The following is a 17,172-nucleotide window of genomic DNA, read 5'->3' as shown; positions in this document are numbered from 1 at the left end:
GCCACCGCAGTCCATTGCCGTCCAGCAACACCCCGCTTCAAACATGCGTGATGTGATTCGTCTTCAGCGTTACCCGTCATCCCGTTTTGGTGAGTGAGCCATGAATTCCCAGTCCAACCTGTCGCCGGCGCAGCCGGGCGCGTCCCTGTTCACTGATTCGCTTGCCGAGCAGCGCGCGCAGCAGTTCCGCATGCGGCGCTTGCAGGTGCACAACTGGGGCACGTTCAATGGTTTGACCGAGGTACCGATCGCCGAGAAGGGCTTCCTGTTCGTCGGGCGCTCCGGGTCGGGCAAGTCGACCCTGCTGGATGCGATGTCGGCACTGCTGACTCCGCCCAGCATCGTCGACTTCAACGCCGCCGCACGCGAGGCCGAGCGCAGTGGGCGCGATCGCAGCCTGGTGTCGTATGTGCGTGGTGCCTGGGCCGATCAGCAGGACAGCGCCTCGGGCGAAATCGCCACCCAATACCTGCGCAAGGGCGCCACCTGGTCGGCGCTGGTGCTGGAGTACCGCAACGCGCATGGCGAGACGGTCAGCCTGATTCGCCTGTTCTGGATCGCCGGCAGCGGCAATGCCGCGGCCGATGTGCGCCGTCATTACATGGTCGCGCCGCGCAGCTTCGATGTGGCCAGCGAGCTGGATGGCTTCGACCTGGACCTGCGCAAGCTCAAGGCGCGTCTGGGCGAGGAGGTCGCGCATTTCGACGGTTTCGCCGGCTACGCGGAGCGTTTCCGGCATGTGCTGGGCATCGGCAACGAGATGGCGTTGCGGTTGCTGCACAAGACCCAGTCGGCCAAGAACCTGGGCGATCTCAACGTGTTCCTGCGCGGCTTCATGCTGGACGAGCCGCGCACGTTCGAGGCCGCCGACCGGCTGGTGGAAGACTTCGCCGAACTCGATGGCGCCCATCATGCGGTGGTCACCGCACGGCGCCAGGTGGAAACGCTGAGCCCGGCACGCGAACACCATGCGGCGCTGATGGCCTTGCGCCACAGCGTCGGCGAGCTGCGCGAGCTGCAGCTGGGTGTGGACAGCTATCGCGAACAGCAGCGTCTGGCCTTGCTGGAGACGCGCCTGCAGGAGCTCGACAGCCAGGACCGCGGATTGGCCGGCGAGGAAGGCCAGCGGCGCGAATCGCTGGACAATCACGAACAGAAACTGGCCGGGCTGGAACGCGAACAACGCGCCGCCGGTGGCGAGCAGATCGAGGAACTGGAGCGCGAGCGCGCACGGGTCGAACGCGAGCGCGACGAGCGTTTGCGGCGGCGCGCGCAGATCGAGCAGGCCTGCCGCCAGCTCGGCACCGCCCTGGCCGCAGGCGCCAGCGGCTTTGCCGCCCAGGTAGAGCATGCCCAGACCGTGCTCGAGAACGGCAAGCACGACGCCAGCGCGCTGGATGAGGCGATTGCCGAGCGCATGGGCGCGCGCCGCGACGACGAGCGACGCTTTGCCGAGATCCGCGCCGAACTGGAGGCGTTGAAGCGCGCGCCGTCGAGCATGCCGGCGCCGATGCAGGCCCTGCGTGCGCGCCTGTGCGAGGACACCGGTATTGCCGAAGCCGCGCTGCCGTTTGTCGGCGAACTGGTGCAGGTGCGCGAGGATCAATCAGCCTGGCGCGGTGCGATCGAGCGCGTGCTGAGCGGTTTCGCGCAGTCGCTGCTGGTGGATGACCGGCATTACGCGCAGGTCAGCGAGTGGGTCAACCGCACCCACATCGGCACGCGGCTGGTGTACTTCCGGGTGCGTCGCAACGATGCGCTGCATGTGCGCACGCCGGATGCGCGTGCATTGCCGGGCAAGCTGCAGCTGCGCGAGCATGCCTTCACCGAGTGGCTGCGCAACGAGCTGATGCGCCGCTTCGACTACGAATGCGTCGACAACGCCGCCGCGTTGCGCAATGCCGACCGCGCCATCACCCGCGAAGGGCAGGTCAAGCATCCGGGCGATCGCTATGAGAAGGACGACCGCCACGCGGTCAACGACCGCAAGCGCTGGTTGCTGGGTCACGACAACCGCGACAAGCTCAAGGTGTTCGAGCGCGAAGCGCAGACGCTGGCCCAGCGCATCGCCGGTTGCGATGCCGACGTGGCCGCGCTGCGCAGGCAACGCGAGCAGGACCAGGAACGGCAGCTGGCCGCGCACACCCTGGTGGAGCGCGACTGGGACGAGATCGATGTCGGCCCCAAGCTGCAGCGCCTGAGCGATATCGACGAACAGCTGCAGCAGCTGCGCGAAGGCAACAGCGGCCTGCGCGCACTCGGCCAGGCGATCGAGACCGCACGCACCCTGCGCGACCAGGCCAAGCGCACCTACGAGGACGTGCGGCTGGAGCGCGCACAGCTGGCGCGCGAGCGGGTCCGGCTCGAACAGCAGCACGCCGCCTGCGCCAGCCGTGCCGGCACCGCCGCGCTCACGCCCACGCAGCTGCAGGGCCTGCGCGAACGCCTAGCGGCGCTGGCCCCGCTGTCGCTGGATAATCTGGAAGCGCATTTCCGCGTGGTCGAGCGTGGCCTGGCCGAGCAACTGGCCGAGAGCCAGGGCCGCGACAGCCGGCTCAGCGCGCAGTTGCTCGATTGCTTTCGCAAGTACTGCCAGCAGTGGCCGGAAGACAGCGGCGATTTCACCGTGAGCCTGGCCAGTGCCGACGATTTCCTCGCGCGGCTGGACCGGCTGGAAAGCGATGGCCTGCCGCGCCACGAGCACCGCTTCTTCGACCTGCTGCAGACCCAGAGCAAGAACAATCTGCTCGCCCTGCAGCGCCACACCGCCGAGGCCCACAAGGGCATCAAGCAGCGCATGGACGAGGTCAACGCCAGCCTGGAGCAGGTGCCGTTCAATCGCGGCACGCTGCTGACCATCGAGGTCAGCGACCGTCGCCTGAGCGAAGTGCAGGACTTCCAGCAACAGTTGCGTGCGGTGCTGTCGCATCAACAGACCGAAGACCGCGCACTGGCCGAAGCGCAGTTTTCCACCTTGCGCGCGTTGGTGGCACGCCTGGGCGCGCAGGAACCGGACGCACGCCGCTGGCGCGAGCAGGTGCTGGACGTGCGCCTGCATGTGGAATTCATCGGTGTCGAACTGGACGCACAGACCCGCGCGCAGGTGGAGATCTACCGCAGCGGCGCCGGCAAGTCCGGCGGTCAACGCCAGAAGCTGGCAACCACCTGCCTGGCCGCTGCGTTGCGCTACCAGCTCGGCGGCGAAGACGGCGAGCTGCCGCGCTATTGCGCCGTGGTGCTGGACGAGGCCTTCGACAAGGCCGACAACGAATTCACTGCGCTGGCAATGAACATCTTCGAGAACTTCGGGTTCCAGATGGTGGTGGCCACGCCATTGAAGTCAGTGATGACGCTGGAGCCCTTCATCGGCGGTGCCTGCTTCGTGGAAATCAGCGGCCGGCACAACTCCGGCGTGCTGTTGATCGAATACGACGCGCAGGCGCAGCGACTCCAGTTGCCCGAGCGCTCGCGTGGGGACGAGGCTGGTCCTGCAAGCGAGGAGCAGGCTGCAAGCGTTACGCAGCGCGAGGATGCAGCGCATGCGACGCAGGGCCAGGCGCCGGTGGACCGCGTCAGTCCCGCTTCTGGCGAAGAGGCTGCGGTAGTGCAGGAAGCCCCTGCCCAGGACGACCTGGCCGCCAAGGCGAGCAAACGCGCCAGCAAGGTCACGCCGGCATCGGCGCCGGCGGTGCAAGCCGCGCCGACGTCTTCGAAAACTGCGGCGTCCAGCGAACGTGCGGGATCACCCCGGTTGGCATCTGCAAAGACCGCAGCGGCCAAGGCCGCCTCAGCCAAACCTGCATCAGCCAAACCTGCCTCAGCCCGGCGTGCCTCGCCTGCCGCGAGCACGCCGCGCAAGCCGGCAACCCCGACCAAAGCCGCCAAGACGCCGGCAACCACCAGGGCGGCCTCCCGGCGCACGAGCGCATCCGTCCAGCCGACCACCAAGCCTGGGAAAACCGCGACAACCACGGCAGCGCCGAAGGCGCCTGCTTCCAGGCCTGCGGTAGCGAGCAAACGCGCCAGCACGGCGCTGCGCGGCGCAACCAAGGCAACCGTGGCGCGCGGCGCTGCCAGGCCCGCGCCAGCCAAAACGGCAGTGGCCAAGGCGCGCCCTGCGCCAACGCGCGAGTCTGCGGGCAAGCCGCGCGGAAAACGCTGAGCGCAACACCTGGATGCCTGCGTCGCCGCACTGCGGTCGCAGGCGTCGCGGGGCAGGCGCATCGCAAGGCGTCACACGCAGATAAGAATCGTTATCATTAGCGGCCCGGATGTGCTCGCCAGTGTGCGCATCGCCCTGCTGAAGATCCCGATGACCCCACTGCCTGCGCCTCGCCACCTGTTGTTCGTGTCCCTGTTTGCTGCATTGCCGGCCTCCGCCCAGGAGGCCAGCCTGCTCGATGCCATCGTGGTCAGCGAAAAGCGCGCCCTGTACCGGCCGGAAAAGGCTGCCGGCGCCACCCGCACGCAGACGCAGGTGGAGCGCATTCCGCAGGCGATCCAGGTGGTGCCGCGCTCGGTGATCGACGAACAGCAACTCACCCGGCTGGTGGATGTGGTGGCCAATGTCTCCAACGTGCAGCCCGGCGGCACCCAGGGCAATCGCTCGGAAACCTTCGTCATCCGCGGTTTCGAGGCGTCTTCGTATGCGGTCGACGGCATCCTGCTCAACCCGGCGCAGAACTTCACCGAGACCGTGCGCGATCTGGCCAATGTCGCCCAGGTGGAAGTGCTCAAGGGCCCGGCGGCGGTGCTGTACGGGCGCGGCGAACCCGGCGGGGTGATCAATCTGGTCACGCTGCGCCCGGACGCGGTGTTCGGCGGCAATGCATCGGTGCAGGTGGCCGAACACGGCCTGCGCCGCGTGCAGTCCAGCGTCACCGGCCCGCTGGGCCCGACCGTGTCGGCACGGCTCAGCGCCGCCGCGCAGGAGACCGGCAGCTTCCGGGACGCGCAGGCCGATGGCGATCGCGTGTTCGTCTCGCCTTCGTTGGCGTGGCGGCCGTCCGCGCAGCTGCGGGCCGACCTGGATCTGGAATACACCCGCCAGACCAGCCCGGGCGATCGCGGCCTGGTCGCCATCGACGGGGTGGTGCGTGGGCCGGCACAGCGCAGCTTCGGCGAGCCGTGGTCGCGAAATCACGGCAGCGCGACCACGGCACGCGGCCGCATCGAGTACGACGCCACCGACTGGCTGACGCTGCGCCAGATCCTCAATCACCAGGACGGCGACAGCGGCCGCAACGTGGCCGACTTCACCGGCTTCAGCGCCGACCGCGCCTTTTTGCAGCGCCGCGCCGTGCGCCAGGACCAGCAGGTGCGCGCCACGACCTCGCAGACCGAAGCGCTGGCGCGTTTTGCCACCGGCCCGCTGCGCCATCATGTGCTGGCCGGTGCCGAGTACGTCGATGCGCATCGCCACACCGACGAAGCGCGCGCGCCGCTGGCCCGCATCAGCGTGCGCACTCCGGTGCAGGGCGCCTTGCCGGGCGCCTATCTGCCGGCCCGCGACATCGACGTCGATGCGCGCTATGCCGCGCTGTACCTGCAGGACCAGATCAGCATCGGCGAGCGCTGGGACGTGCTGGCCGGCGTGCGCTGGGACGATGTGCAGCAGACCACCATCGACAACGGCGCGCGCACCCGCGAGGACGGCCGACGCGCCTCGCCGCGCATCGGGGTGGTGTGGAAGGCGGCGCCGCAGTTGTCGCTGTACGCCAACACCTCCACCTCGTTTCGCCCACGCAGCGCCTCGCTGTTTTCCGGCGGCAGCGCGCCACCGGAGACCGGCCGCCAGTACGAGGTCGGCCTGAAGGGCGCGCTGTTGGACAACCGGGTGCTCGCCACCGCCGCCGCGTTCCAGATCACCAAGGACAACGTCGCCAGCAACGATCCGGACAACAGCGGCTTCGTGCTGGTCACCGGTCAGCAACGCGTGCGCGGGCTGGAGCTGGACATCACCGGCGAGCTCACCCGGAACTGGCGCCTGATCCTGGGCGCCGGCTATCTGGACGCGCAGGTCACCCGCGACACCGTCATCCCGGTCGGCAACCGCCTGCGCGGCGTGCCGCGCGTCAGTGCCAGCCTGTGGAGCACCTACCACGTCGCCAGCGGGCCGCTGTACGGCCTGACATTGGGCGCCGGTGCGGTGCATGTGGGCGAGCGCGAAGGCAATCTCGCCAACAGTTACCGCATTGCCGGCTACACGCGTTTCGATGCCTCGGCGGCGTATCGCTTCGGTGGCCGTTATCAGTTGGCGCTGATGCTGCGCAATGTCGCCAACCGGTTCTACATCGAGCAGCCGGTGACGCAGACCACCAACTATCCAGGCGCGCCGCGCACCTTGTCGGCGACGCTGAGCGTGGATTTCTAAACGCCGTGCAGCAGATCCCAGCCCATCTTGCCGATCAGCACGATCACCAGCACCAGGAACAAGGTGCGGATCAGCGGCGTGCCACCGCGTAGTGCCATCCGTGTGCCGGCGACCGCACCGGCCACGTTGGCCACCGCCATCGGAATGCCGATCGCCAGCATCACCTGGCCGCTGGGCAGGAAGAACGACAGTGCCGCCAGGTTGGTGGCCAGGTTCACCACCTTGGCCGCGGCCGAGGCGCGCAGAAAGTCCAGCCCGAAAAAGCGGATGAACAGGAAGATCAGGAAACTGCCGGTGCCGGGGCCGAAGAACCCGTCGTAGAACCCGATCGCCGCGCCCATCACCAATGCAGTTGCCAGTTCGCGCCGGCCGATCTGGCGTGGGCGATGCAGCGCACCGAAGTCCTTCTTGATCAGCGTGTAGATCAGCATCGCGATCAGCAGCGCCAGGATCAGCGGCCGCACCGCCTGCCTGGGCATCAGGCTGACTGCGGTCGCGCCGAGAAACGAGAACGTAAACGCCGCCACCGTGGCGTACAGCACCGGCCGCCACGGAAAGCGCACGTTGCGCGCATAGCGCCAGGCCGATGCAGCGGTGCCGAACATCGCACTGAACTTGTTGGTGCCCAGAATCAGCGACGGCGCCTGCTGCGGCAGGGTCGCAAACAATCCCGGCAGCTGGATCAAGCCACCGCCGCCGACCGCCGCATCCACCAGCCCGGCGACGAAGGCGATGCACAGCAGCCACGGCAACTCGGTGGGGATCAGGTCCAGCAAGGCGGCACTCCGCACGACGGGGGCGACAGCATAGCCGCCGCACCAGCGCAGCACGCCGTGGAAGCCGCCTCCCAATCCCCAATCCCCAATCCCATCCCGCACAATCGCCCGATGCCGACCTCCATCCCCACCGATCCCTGTCCCTGCGGCCGCGCCGCCACCTACGCGCAGTGCTGCGGCCAGTACCACGCCGGTGCCGCCGCGCCCGATGCCGAGACCCTGATGCGTGCGCGCTACAGCGCCTACGTCCGCCGTGATGTGGCGTACCTGCTCGCCAGCTGGCATCCGTCCACGCGCCCACCCGCGTTGTCGCTGGACGAGGGCGGCCGCACCACCTGGCTTGGCCTGACCGTGCAACGCGCCCTCGTCACCGGCACCGACACGGCCGAGGTGGCGTTTCTGGCCCGCTACCGCATCGGCGGCGGCAGTGCGGTGCGCATGACCGAACACAGCCGCTTCGTGCGCGAAGACGGCCAGTGGTATTACCTCGACGCGCGCTGAGTAGGCAGGCCGGGGGGCGTCTTGCGCCCTGGCCGCAGGCCGTGAAGCCGTTCAGCCCGACGAACGGCACGGACCGGCATGCTTTGTCGACGCCACGTTCGCAGCCGATCCCGGAAGCTTGCCGCCTCGGCGGAGCGCGCCGCGGGGCAGACACGATCATGGCAACCTTCAATCTCTGGCAGTGGGTGCTTGCGGCCATCGTGGTGTTTGCGATCGTGCTGCCGGCCTGCCTGGCCACTGCACTGATCTGGTTCGGTCCCCGCCACGACGCCCCGCGCAGGGCCCGTGCCCGTCGTGTGTCCGACGCCAGCCCCTCCAGCCCGGCCTTGTCGCTGCTGACCGGCATCACCGGCGACGGCCGCTAGGCGCGGCGATCGACGCCGCTGGGCTGGCGCAGCGCATCCACCAGCGCCCCGGTTCGGCATCTCGGCCTCGGCACGCGACATCGCTCGCTGGAAGGTCACCTCATCCGGTCATCCAGCGGCTTGGTGGCGCGCATCGGCCTGGAAAGCGTGCGCCGCACCCTCACCCCGGCACGTTGCCACCAGCGAGCGCAGCGCACGCTGACGCGGCGACATCGCGACAATTGCCACCTGCACGCCTGCAACCAGCCAGGTTGGCTATCCTCGTCGGCTCGACTTGCCGCAGGAGCGCTCCACCGCATGACCTCCGTCCACACGCCGGCCACCGCGCCGTGACGCCGTCCCGGCGCGTCCTGCCCGCGCTGTTGGCGCTGCTGCCGCTGATCGCCTGCGCCGATCCGGCATTCGACCGCTGCCTGGCCGGCCTGCAGACCCAGGCCGCCGCCAAGGGCGTGCAGGCCGCCGACTTCCAGCGTTTCACCGGCGGCCTGGCGCCCGATCCCAGCGTGTTGCCGCTGCTCGATGCCCAGCCCGAATTCACCACCCCGATCTGGGACTACCTCGCCAGCCTGGTCGACAGCCAGCGCGTGGCCGACGGCCGGGCGATGCTGGTCACCCATCGCGACCTGCTCACGCGTCTGTCCGAACAGACCGGCGTCGATCCGGCCACCATCGTGGCGGTCTGGGGCGTGGAGAGCGACTACGGCCGCGTCACCGGCAAGCGCCCGCTGCTGGTCTCGCTGGCCACGCTGTCGTGCGCCGGCCGCCGCCAGCCGTTCTTCCGTGGCGAGTTCCTCGCCTTGCTCGGCCTGCTGCAGCAAGGCGACCTGTCGCCGGATGGCTTGACCGGCTCCTGGGCCGGTGCCTTCGGGCAGACCCAGTTCATGCCCTCGACCTATGCCCGCATCGCGGTGGATGGCGACGGCGACGGCCGCCGCGACCTGGTCGTCAGCATTCCCGACGCGCTGGCCTCCACCGCCAACTATCTGGTCAAGGCCGGCTGGGAGCGCGCCCGTCCCTGGGGCATGGAAGTGCGCCTGCCGGCCGGCTTCGACGCCAGCAAGGCCGGCCGCACCCGGCGCCAACCGCTGCAGGCCTGGCAGAACGCAGGGCTGCTCGGCACCGACGGCAAGGCCCTGGCGCCGAGCGGTCTGCCCGCCGATGCCCCGGCCGCCCTGTTGCTGCCGGCCGGCGCCACCGGCCCGGCGTTCCTGGTGTTCCGCAACTACGACGCGATCTACGCCTACAACGCCGCCGAAAGCTACGCGCTGTCGATCGCCTTGCTCGCCGACCGCCTGCGCGGCGGCCCCGGCCTGGTCGCCGCCTGGCCCACCGACGACCCCGGCCTGGGCCGCCCCGAACGGCGCGAACTGCAGCAATTGCTGCTGGCCCGCGGCCACCTGATCGGCGAGGCCGACGGCATGATCGGCACCGCCAGCCGGCGCGCCATCCAGGTCGAGCAGACCCGCCTGGGCCTGCAGCCGGCCGATGGCCGCCCCGGCCAACGCATCCTCACCGCCCTGCGCGCCGTCCCGCCGGCCACCGGCGCGGCCGCTGTCCGCGCCACCGCGTTCACGCTGCCGGCCGCGTACCCCGCATTTGCCCAATCCCCCATCGTCCAGAAGGCACCTCCCATGTCCGACCTCACCGGCCTGCGCACAGGCGATTTCCACGGTTTCCCCTCGCTGTTGATCGACACCCCGTTCTCCACCGCGGCCATCAGCCTGTTCGGCGGCCAGCTGCTGTCGTTCGTGCCCAAGGGCGGGCAGGACGTGATGTGGCTGTCGCCCACCGCCAAGCAGCCGCCCACCCCGATCCGCGGCGGCGCCCCGGTGTGCTGGCCATACTTCGGCCGCCAGGACCAGACCGGCGAGGTCCCTGCACACGGCTTCGTGCGCACCGTGCCCTGGCAGCTCACCGAGAGCCGGCGCGAGAACGACGGCACCCTGGTGCTCACGCTGACCCCGCCCAGCTTCGACGACCTGGCGCTGCGCCTGCGCATGACACTGCGCATCGGCCGCACCCTCGAACAAAGCCTGATCACCGAAAACACCAGCCCGGCCCCGGTGCGCTTCACCCAGGCGCTGCACAACTACTTCCGTGTCGGCGACGCGCTCACCGTCAGCGTGCAGGGCCTGGACGGGCTGGACTACCTGGACAAGTACGAGAACTACGCCACCGCCCACCGCCAGCAAGGCGACTGGAGCCTGCGCGATCCGCGCGACCCCGGCCGCAGCGACCGCATCTACACCAACGCCGGCGACCGCTACACCCTGACCGACCCGGTGCTCGGCCGCCGCATCGTCATCGCCACCCAGGGCAGCCGCTCGCTGGTTGCCTGGAACCCGGGCGAAGAGGCCGGCAAAAAGATGGCCGACGTGGGCGATGGCTGGCGCGACTACGTCTGCCTGGAAGCGGCCAATGCCGGCCCGGACGTGATCGAACTCGCCCCCGGCGCCAGCCACACGCTGAGCCAGACCATCAGCGTCGAGTAACCGATCACCGGCACCATGCCACCCCTTCTCCCGCTCGCGGGAGAAGATGCCGGCCCTGGCAGCGGCCAACGCCGGCCCCGACGTGATCGAACTCGCCCCCGGCGCCAGCCACACGCTGAGCCAGACCATCAGCGTCGAATAACCGATCACCGGCACCATGCCATTCCTTCTCCCGCTCGCGGGAGAAGATGCCGGCCCTGGCAGCGGCCAATGCCGGCCCGGACGTGATCGAACTGGCCCCCGGCGCCAGCCACACGCTGGGCCAGACCATCAGCGTCGAATAACCGATCACCGGCACCACGCCACTCCTTCTCCCGCTCGCGGAAGAAGATGCCGGCCCTGGCAGCAGCCAATGCCGGCCCGGACGTGATCGAATTCGCCCCCGGCGCCATCACACGCTGAGCCAGACCATCAGCGTCGAATAACCGATCACCGGCACCATGCCACTCCTTCTCCCGCTCGCGGGAGAAGGTGCCCGAAGGGCGGATGAGGGCCAGCGGCCATCCAGGCACTCAGCACCAGCCGCCAGGCGGCGCTTGGGTCCGCACTCCATCAGTGCCCCCCGGGGCAACCGATCTCCATCCGCAGCTACACTTCCCGCCTCGCTACCCTGGGCTGCGCGATGTCTCCCTCCGCCGATTCCGCTCCCGCCACGGGCCGGCGCCGCGCCGCGCTGATCTTCATCTTCATCACCGTGCTGATCGACGTGCTGTCCTTCGGCGTGATCATTCCGGTGCTGCCGGATCTGGTGCGCCAGTTCACCGGGGGCGACTACGCCGTCGCGGCCGGCTGGATCGGCTGGTTCGGTTTCCTGTTCGCCGCCATCCAGTTCGTCTGCTCGCCGCTGCAGGGCACCCTGTCCGACCGCTACGGCCGCCGCCCGGTGATCCTGCTCTCGTGCCTGGGGCTGGGCCTGGATTTCATCCTGATGGCGGTCGCCCATTCCTTGCCGATGCTGCTGCTGGCGCGGGTGATCTCCGGGGTGTGCTCGGCCAGCTTCTCCACCGCCAATGCCTACATCGCCGACGTCACCCCGGCCGACAAACGGGCCGGCGCGTTCGGCATGCTTGGCGCGGCCTTCGGTATTGGGTTTGTCGCCGGCCCGTTGATCGGCGGCTGGCTGGGCAGCATCGGCCTGCGCTGGCCGTTCTGGTTTGCCGCCGGGCTGGCGCTGTTGAACGTGCTGTATGGCTGGTTCGTACTACCCGAATCGTTGCCTGCCGAACGCCGCACGCCACGCCTGGACTGGTCCCATGCCAACCCGCTGGGCGCGCTCAAGTTGCTGCGCCGTTATCCGCAGGTACTCGGACTGGCCTCGGTGGTGTTCCTGGCCAACCTGGCGCACTACGTCTACCCCAGCATCTTCGTGCTGTTCGCCGGGTATCAGTATCACTGGGGCCCGCGCGAGGTGAGCTGGGTGCTGGCCGGCGTCGGCGTGTGCAGCATCATCGTCAATGCGCTGCTGGTCGGCCGGCTGGTGCGTTGGCTGGGCGAACGCCGTGCGCTGCTGCTGGGCCTGGGCTGCGGGGTGGTCGGTTTCGTCATCTACGGGCTGGCCGACAGCGGCGCCGCGTTCCTGGTCGGCGTGCCGATCAGCGCGTTCTGGGCGATCGCCGCACCGGCCGCGCAGGCCCTGATCACCCGCGAAGTCGGCGCCGATGCGCAGGGTCGCGTGCAAGGCGCGCTGACCAGCCTGGTCAGCCTGGCCGGCATCGCCGGTCCGTTGCTGTTTGCCAATGTGTTCGCCTGGTTCATCGGCCGCGGCGCACCGCTGCATCTGCCTGGCGCCCCCTGGTTGCTGGCGGGTCTCCTGCTGGCCGCAGGCTGGGTCATGGCCTGGAAGCGGGCAGGGCGGGGCGCCGGCGTGGCCCCCGCCGTCCAAGGCTGATGCCAACCTATTCAGCTTGTGCTCGCGCCCGCTTTATCTGATTTGCGCAGTCGCTGCTAGGCTGATGCACTCCGCACCGCAGCACCGCTTCGACTCCCTATGTGTCCTGACACCCTGGCTGTTCCGCCCTCGGCCGCGCTCGCGTTGCGCCATGCCACGCAGGACACCCATCGCCTGGTCGAAACGGTTCCGCTCATGCAGGCGCTGGGGCAGGGGCAGGTCGATCGCGCCGCGTACGCGCTGATCCTGCGCCGGCACCACGCCTTGCTGGCCGGCTTCGAAGTGCAATTGAGCGACTGGCTCAGCACCCTGACCGGCAGTGGCTGGCCGTATCGCCGCCGCGTACCGGCCTTGCGCGAGGACCTGCACACGCTGGGCCAGCAACCGCAGACGGCCATCGCAGCGCCCGCCGCCGGCAGCGATGCCGCGCGCTGGGGCATGCTCTACGTCATCGAAGGCTCGCAACTGGGTGGGCGGATGATCGCGCGCATCTTGCGCAAGCAGCAGCCGGCGCTGGCCGACGCCTTGCGGTATTTCGAACTGGCCAACGACGATCCGGCCGGCTGGCGCCGTTTCCAGGCGGTGCTCGACCAACGCCTGGACACTGCATCCGCGCGCGAGGCCGCCATCGACGGTGCGCAGCGCATGTTTGCCCACTTCCACACCTGTCTTGCAGCGGAGCCGCGCGCGTGAATCAGCCTACCGAACCCCTGGACATGGATGTCTGTGCGCGTGAGCCGATCCATATCCCCGGCCTGATCCAGCCGTACGGCGTTTTGCTGGTGATCGAGCCGGCCGATGGTCGCATCGTGCAGGCCAGCACCACCGCCGCCGACCTGCTCGGGGTGCCGCTGGCCGAGCTGCTGGGCATGGCCTACACCCAGGTGCTGGAACTGCCCGGCGAGCAGCCGTTCGTGGTCGAGGACCAAGCGCAGCACCTGCTGCATGCCGACGTGCGCTTCCCCCTGCGCGCGGCCGCCACCGACCACCCGTGGGTGGCCGCCTGGCATCTGTATCCGGAGCAATGGCTGGTCGAGATCGAGCCGCGCGACGCACGCCTGATGGACGTCACCCTGCGCGAAGCACTGCCGTTGTTGCGCAGTATCGAGCGCGATCCCGGCATCGCCGAAGCCGCCGTGCGCGCCGCCAAGGGGCTGCGCAGCATGATCGGTTTCGACCGGGTGATGGTGTATCGCTTCGATGAAGAGTGGAATGGCGACGTCATCGCCGAAGCGCGCCAGCCCGAGCTGGACGCCTATCTCGGCCTGCATTACCCGGCCACCGACATCCCGGCCCAGGCGCGCGCGCTGTACCTGCGCAACCGCGTCCGCCAGATCGCCGATGTCGGCTATCGGGCCTCGCCGATCGAGCCCACGCTGCATCCGCGTCTGGGCACCCCGGTGGATCTGAGCGATGTCAGCCTGCGCAGCGTCTCGCCGGTGCACCTGGAATACCTGGCCAACATGGGCGTGACCGCCACGCTGGTGTCGTCGATCGTCGTCAACGATGCGCTATGGGGGCTGATCTCCTGCCACCACTACAGCCCGCACTTCACCAGCCATGCCATGCGCGATGCCACCGATGCGGTGACCCGCGCGCTGGCCGGGCGTATCGGCGGATTGCAGGCGGTGGCGCGCGCGCACATGGAATCGGTGCTGCTCACCGTGCGCGAGAAGTTGATCACCGATTTCAACGACGCTGACCAGATGACCGTGGAAATGCTCGCCGACATGGCGCCGGACCTGATGGACGTGGTCGACGCCGATGGGGTGGCGATCTTCCACGGCGGCGAGATCAGCCGGCATGGCAGCACCCCGGACGCGGCCGCGCTGCGCCGCATCCGCGACCACATCGAATCCGAACACCACGATGCCCTGCGCGAAGATGCGGTCGGCGCCCTGCATGTGGATGCGATCGGCGAGGTGTTCCCCGAGCTGGCTGACCTTGCCCCGCTGGCCGCCGGCTTCATCTTCGTGCCGCTGATGCCGCAGTCGCGCAGCGCCTTGCTGTGGACCCGCCGCGAGCAGGTGCAGCAGGTCAAATGGGCCGGCAATCCACAGCTGGCCAAGCTGGCGGACATCCCCAACTCACGGTTGTCGCCACGCAAGAGCTTCGACCTCTGGCAGGAGACCGTGCGCGGTCGCGCGCGGCGCTGGTCGCCGCTGCACCTGGAATCGGCGCGCAGCCTGCGCGTGCTGATCGAACTGATGGAGCGCAAGCGCTTCCAGCAGGATTTCACCCTGCTCGAAGCCTCGCTCTCGCGCCTGCGCGATGGCGTGGCCATCATCGAGCGTGGCACCACGGCCGCGCACCGGCTGATGTTCGTCAACCCGGCCTTTGCGGAACTCAGCCAGACCGAAGTGGCCGACCTGATCGGCTGCGACATCCTGTCCCTGCTGGCCAGCGACGCCGCCCCGCCCCAGGTGGAACTGCTCGAGGAGGCATTGCGCCAAGGCCGCGCCGCCTACGTCACCCTGCCGCTGCGCTCGCAGGACAGCGCGCCGGTCTACCGCCAGTTCCATCTCGAACCGCTGCCCAGCCCCAATGGCGTCACTGCCCACTGGCTGCTGCAGCTACGCGACCCCGAATAGGCGCGGCTGACGGCGGGATGGTCTGCCGCTGCCGACGGCAGCTGACAAATCGTGGCGAGCAGTCGCCAAGTGGTGCGGACGGCGCGCAGGACGCCGTGTACGCGCGGCACCTCCTGCCGATTCCGCGCACCGGCCGTGCCCGCCCGGCGATGGGCGCAGGTGTTTTGACAGGCGCGCTAAGCCCGCCGCCGCAACACCAACAAGGTGACCGTTCCGGCCACCAGGCCCCAGAACGAGGCGCCGATCCCGCCCAGCGTCAGCCCCGATGCGGTCACCAGGAAGGTGATCAAGGCCGCTTCGCGCTCGCTTTCCTGCTGCAGGGCCGCCGCTAGGCTGTTGCCGATCGTGCCCAGCAGGGCAATCCCGGCGATCGCCATCACCAGCTCGCGCGGGAAGGCCGCAAACACCGCCGCCACGGTCGCGCCGAACACGCCGATCAGGACATAGAACACGCCCGCGCTTACCGCAGCCATATAACGCCGCGCCGGATCCTCGTGCGCCTCGCGGCCCATGCAGATCGCCGCGGTGATGGCCGCCAGGTTCAAGGCATAGCCACCGAACGGCGCCAGCAGCGTATTGACCACCCCGATCCAGCCGATCGTCGGCGAGATCGGCACCGTATAGCCGGAGGCGCGGATCACCGCCACGCCCGGCACGTTCTGCGAGGCCATGGTGACCACGAACAATGGAATCGCCAGCCCGAACAACGCCGCCCACGACAATGACGGCACCACCAGCACCGGGTGGGCCAGTTCAAGCTGCACGGTCTTCCACTGCATCAACCCGCTACCGGCCGCAATCGCCACGCCGACCAGCAAGGTCGCAATCACCGCATAGCGTGCAAACCAGCGTCGCCCGGCCAGATAGGCCGCCAGCATCGCCAGTGCCAGCAACGCCTGGCTCTGCATCGCCACAAACAGGTCCAGCCCGAAGCGCAACAACACCCCGGCCAGCATGCCCGAGGCCAGCGAGATCGGAATGCGCCGGATTGCCTTCTCAAATAAACCCGAAAAACCGGCCAGCATGCCAAGCACCGCCGCCACCACGAACGCCCCGATCGCCTCGCGCAATGGCACCCCGGCCGCACTGCCGATCAACATCGCTGCGCCCGGCGTGGACCAGGCCGTCACCACCGGCACCCGGTAACGCAGCGACAGGCCGATGCAGGTCACACCCATGCCGATCCCGAGTGCCCACATCCACGAGGCGATCTGCGTCTGGTCCGCCCCCAGGTGACGTGCCGCCTCGAACACGATCACCGCAGAACTGGCAAAGCCCACCAGTACCGTGACAAAGCCCGCGGCAATCGCAGGCAGGGACAGATCGCGAAGCAGGCTGCGGGAAGGAGGCATCGTGAGCTCTCTATCTCTGGTGCCCGCATTTTCACCGAGCGCGCCGATGATCGATACCGCGGCAGCTTGTGTGGTTGCTCTATCGACGGTGCTTTTCGTCCCGCATGGAAAGTGCCGCGCGGCTCAACCGCGTCAATCCTGCGCCATGTCCCGGATAGAGGGAGCAGATCCGATACACCGCATGGCACGTGAAACCAGGGCCGCGCTTGGGCGCAACAAGGTCCCTGTCATGCCAGTGTCAAAAAGTGCTTGCACTTCTGCACAGTCTCGATAAACTGCGCGGCCTCGCTCAGGACGGCGGCGCTTCTCGAAGCACCGCAACAACGAACGGGGCGAATCGGAAACATCACAAGGTGTTGACGAAACGAAAAAGCCGGCTATGATGGGCGGCTCGCTACACGGAAAGATGCTTCGGCAGGTTGAGGTGCAGCGGCGGCAACTTCCTCTTCACGAGGGGTTGACGAAGATGAAAAGCCTGCTAATATGGCCGGCTCGCTTCGCAGAAAACCTTCAGGTCGAAACGAAGCAGCGTCAACCATCTCGAAATGAGGTGTTGACGGCAAGAAAAAGTCCGCTATAATGGGCGGCTCGCTTCGACGGAAACGACGAAGCTGACGGGAACGGCGCTGAGGCCACTTCCCAATGTTCTTTGACAGTGTGCGCAGGTAATTTGTGCGGACGCCTGCAGGAAGGATGATTGTCCATCTTGCAGACGTTTAATCAAAAAGCAACATATTAATTGCTTTGCAAGCGATAAGTTGTCAGTGGTTGAACTTCTGCAGCTAAAGTATTTGTCTTCGGACATGTAATTTTAAGTGAAGAGTTTGATCCTGG

At 68.3% G+C, this 17,172-nt stretch carries 10 protein-coding genes, 1 rRNA gene and 1 other RNA gene (1 of these 12 cut by a window edge); 9 read left to right on the top strand and 3 right to left on the bottom strand.

The window, feature by feature from the left end:
• The first annotated feature begins 100 nt into the window (after window positions 1-100).
• On the top strand, window positions 101-4,162 hold the full coding sequence (locus H7A87_RS20205) for an SbcC/MukB-like Walker B domain-containing protein (protein WP_119129936.1): 4,062 nt from the start codon (window positions 101-103) through the stop codon (window positions 4,160-4,162).
• 150 nt (window positions 4,163-4,312) lie between these two features.
• The gene (locus tag H7A87_RS20200; RefSeq protein WP_180496820.1) at window positions 4,313-6,373 is read left to right on the top strand and encodes a TonB-dependent siderophore receptor; all 2,061 of its coding nucleotides are present in this window, start codon (window positions 4,313-4,315) and stop codon (window positions 6,371-6,373) included.
• Here the strand turns inward: H7A87_RS20200 and H7A87_RS20195 are convergent.
• Window positions 6,370-7,149: a TSUP family transporter gene (locus H7A87_RS20195; protein ID WP_180496819.1), complete on the bottom strand. Its 780-nt coding sequence runs from the start codon at window positions 7,147-7,149 to the stop codon at window positions 6,370-6,372. The two genes, H7A87_RS20200 and H7A87_RS20195, sit on opposite strands and share 4 nt — an antisense overlap.
• 111 nt (window positions 7,150-7,260) lie before the next feature.
• Here H7A87_RS20195 and H7A87_RS20190 point away from each other — a divergent pair, with 111 nt between their 5' ends.
• The 6 genes from H7A87_RS20190 (at window position 7,261) to bphP (ending at window position 14,986) form a co-directional block, all read left to right on the top strand.
• Entirely contained in the window at window positions 7,261-7,650 is a 390-nt protein-coding gene (locus H7A87_RS20190) for a YchJ family protein (protein ID WP_119129934.1), read from the top strand.
• A 158-nt stretch (window positions 7,651-7,808) separates the two neighbouring features.
• Window positions 7,809-8,015, top strand: a complete 207-nt coding sequence (locus tag H7A87_RS20185) for a hypothetical protein (protein WP_104650615.1) — start codon at window positions 7,809-7,811, stop codon at window positions 8,013-8,015.
• Window positions 8,016-8,344: 329 nt separating this feature from the next.
• On the top strand, window positions 8,345-10,507 hold the full coding sequence (locus H7A87_RS20180) for a lytic murein transglycosylase (protein ID WP_119129933.1): 2,163 nt from the start codon (window positions 8,345-8,347) through the stop codon (window positions 10,505-10,507).
• A gap of 622 nt (window positions 10,508-11,129) precedes the next feature.
• A complete protein-coding gene (locus tag H7A87_RS20175) occupies window positions 11,130-12,395 on the top strand; it encodes a TCR/Tet family MFS transporter (protein ID WP_115678165.1) in 1,266 nt (421 codons plus the stop codon).
• Between the two features lie 99 nt (window positions 12,396-12,494).
• A complete protein-coding gene (locus tag H7A87_RS20170; protein WP_104586032.1) occupies window positions 12,495-13,088 on the top strand; it encodes a biliverdin-producing heme oxygenase in 594 nt (197 codons plus the stop codon).
• Window positions 13,085-14,986: a bacteriophytochrome BphP gene (gene bphP / locus H7A87_RS20165; RefSeq protein WP_104586030.1), complete on the top strand. Its 1,902-nt coding sequence runs from the start codon at window positions 13,085-13,087 to the stop codon at window positions 14,984-14,986. Before H7A87_RS20170 ends, bphP begins: the two co-directional genes overlap by 4 nt.
• Before the next feature lie 39 nt (window positions 14,987-15,025).
• Here bphP and H7A87_RS20160 read toward each other — a convergent pair.
• Together H7A87_RS20160 and H7A87_RS20155 are read right to left on the bottom strand one after the other, a co-directional pair.
• A non-coding RNA gene (locus tag H7A87_RS20160) (sX9 sRNA) lies at window positions 15,026-15,098 on the bottom strand.
• 64 nt (window positions 15,099-15,162) lie between these two features.
• The gene (locus H7A87_RS20155) at window positions 15,163-16,338 is read right to left on the bottom strand and encodes a benzoate/H(+) symporter BenE family transporter (protein WP_119129932.1); all 1,176 of its coding nucleotides are present in this window, start codon (window positions 16,336-16,338) and stop codon (window positions 15,163-15,165) included.
• A gap of 812 nt (window positions 16,339-17,150) precedes the next feature.
• Between H7A87_RS20155 and H7A87_RS20150 the strand changes: the two genes are divergently transcribed.
• Window positions 17,151-17,172 (top strand): 16S ribosomal RNA (locus H7A87_RS20150); it runs 1,525 nt beyond the window's last position.

The sequence above is a fragment of the Xanthomonas sp. CPBF 426 genome (assembly GCF_903989465.1).
GTDB lineage: Bacteria > Pseudomonadota > Gammaproteobacteria > Xanthomonadales > Xanthomonadaceae > Xanthomonas > Xanthomonas euroxanthea.
This window is presented reverse-complemented; position numbering and strand designations above follow the sequence as displayed.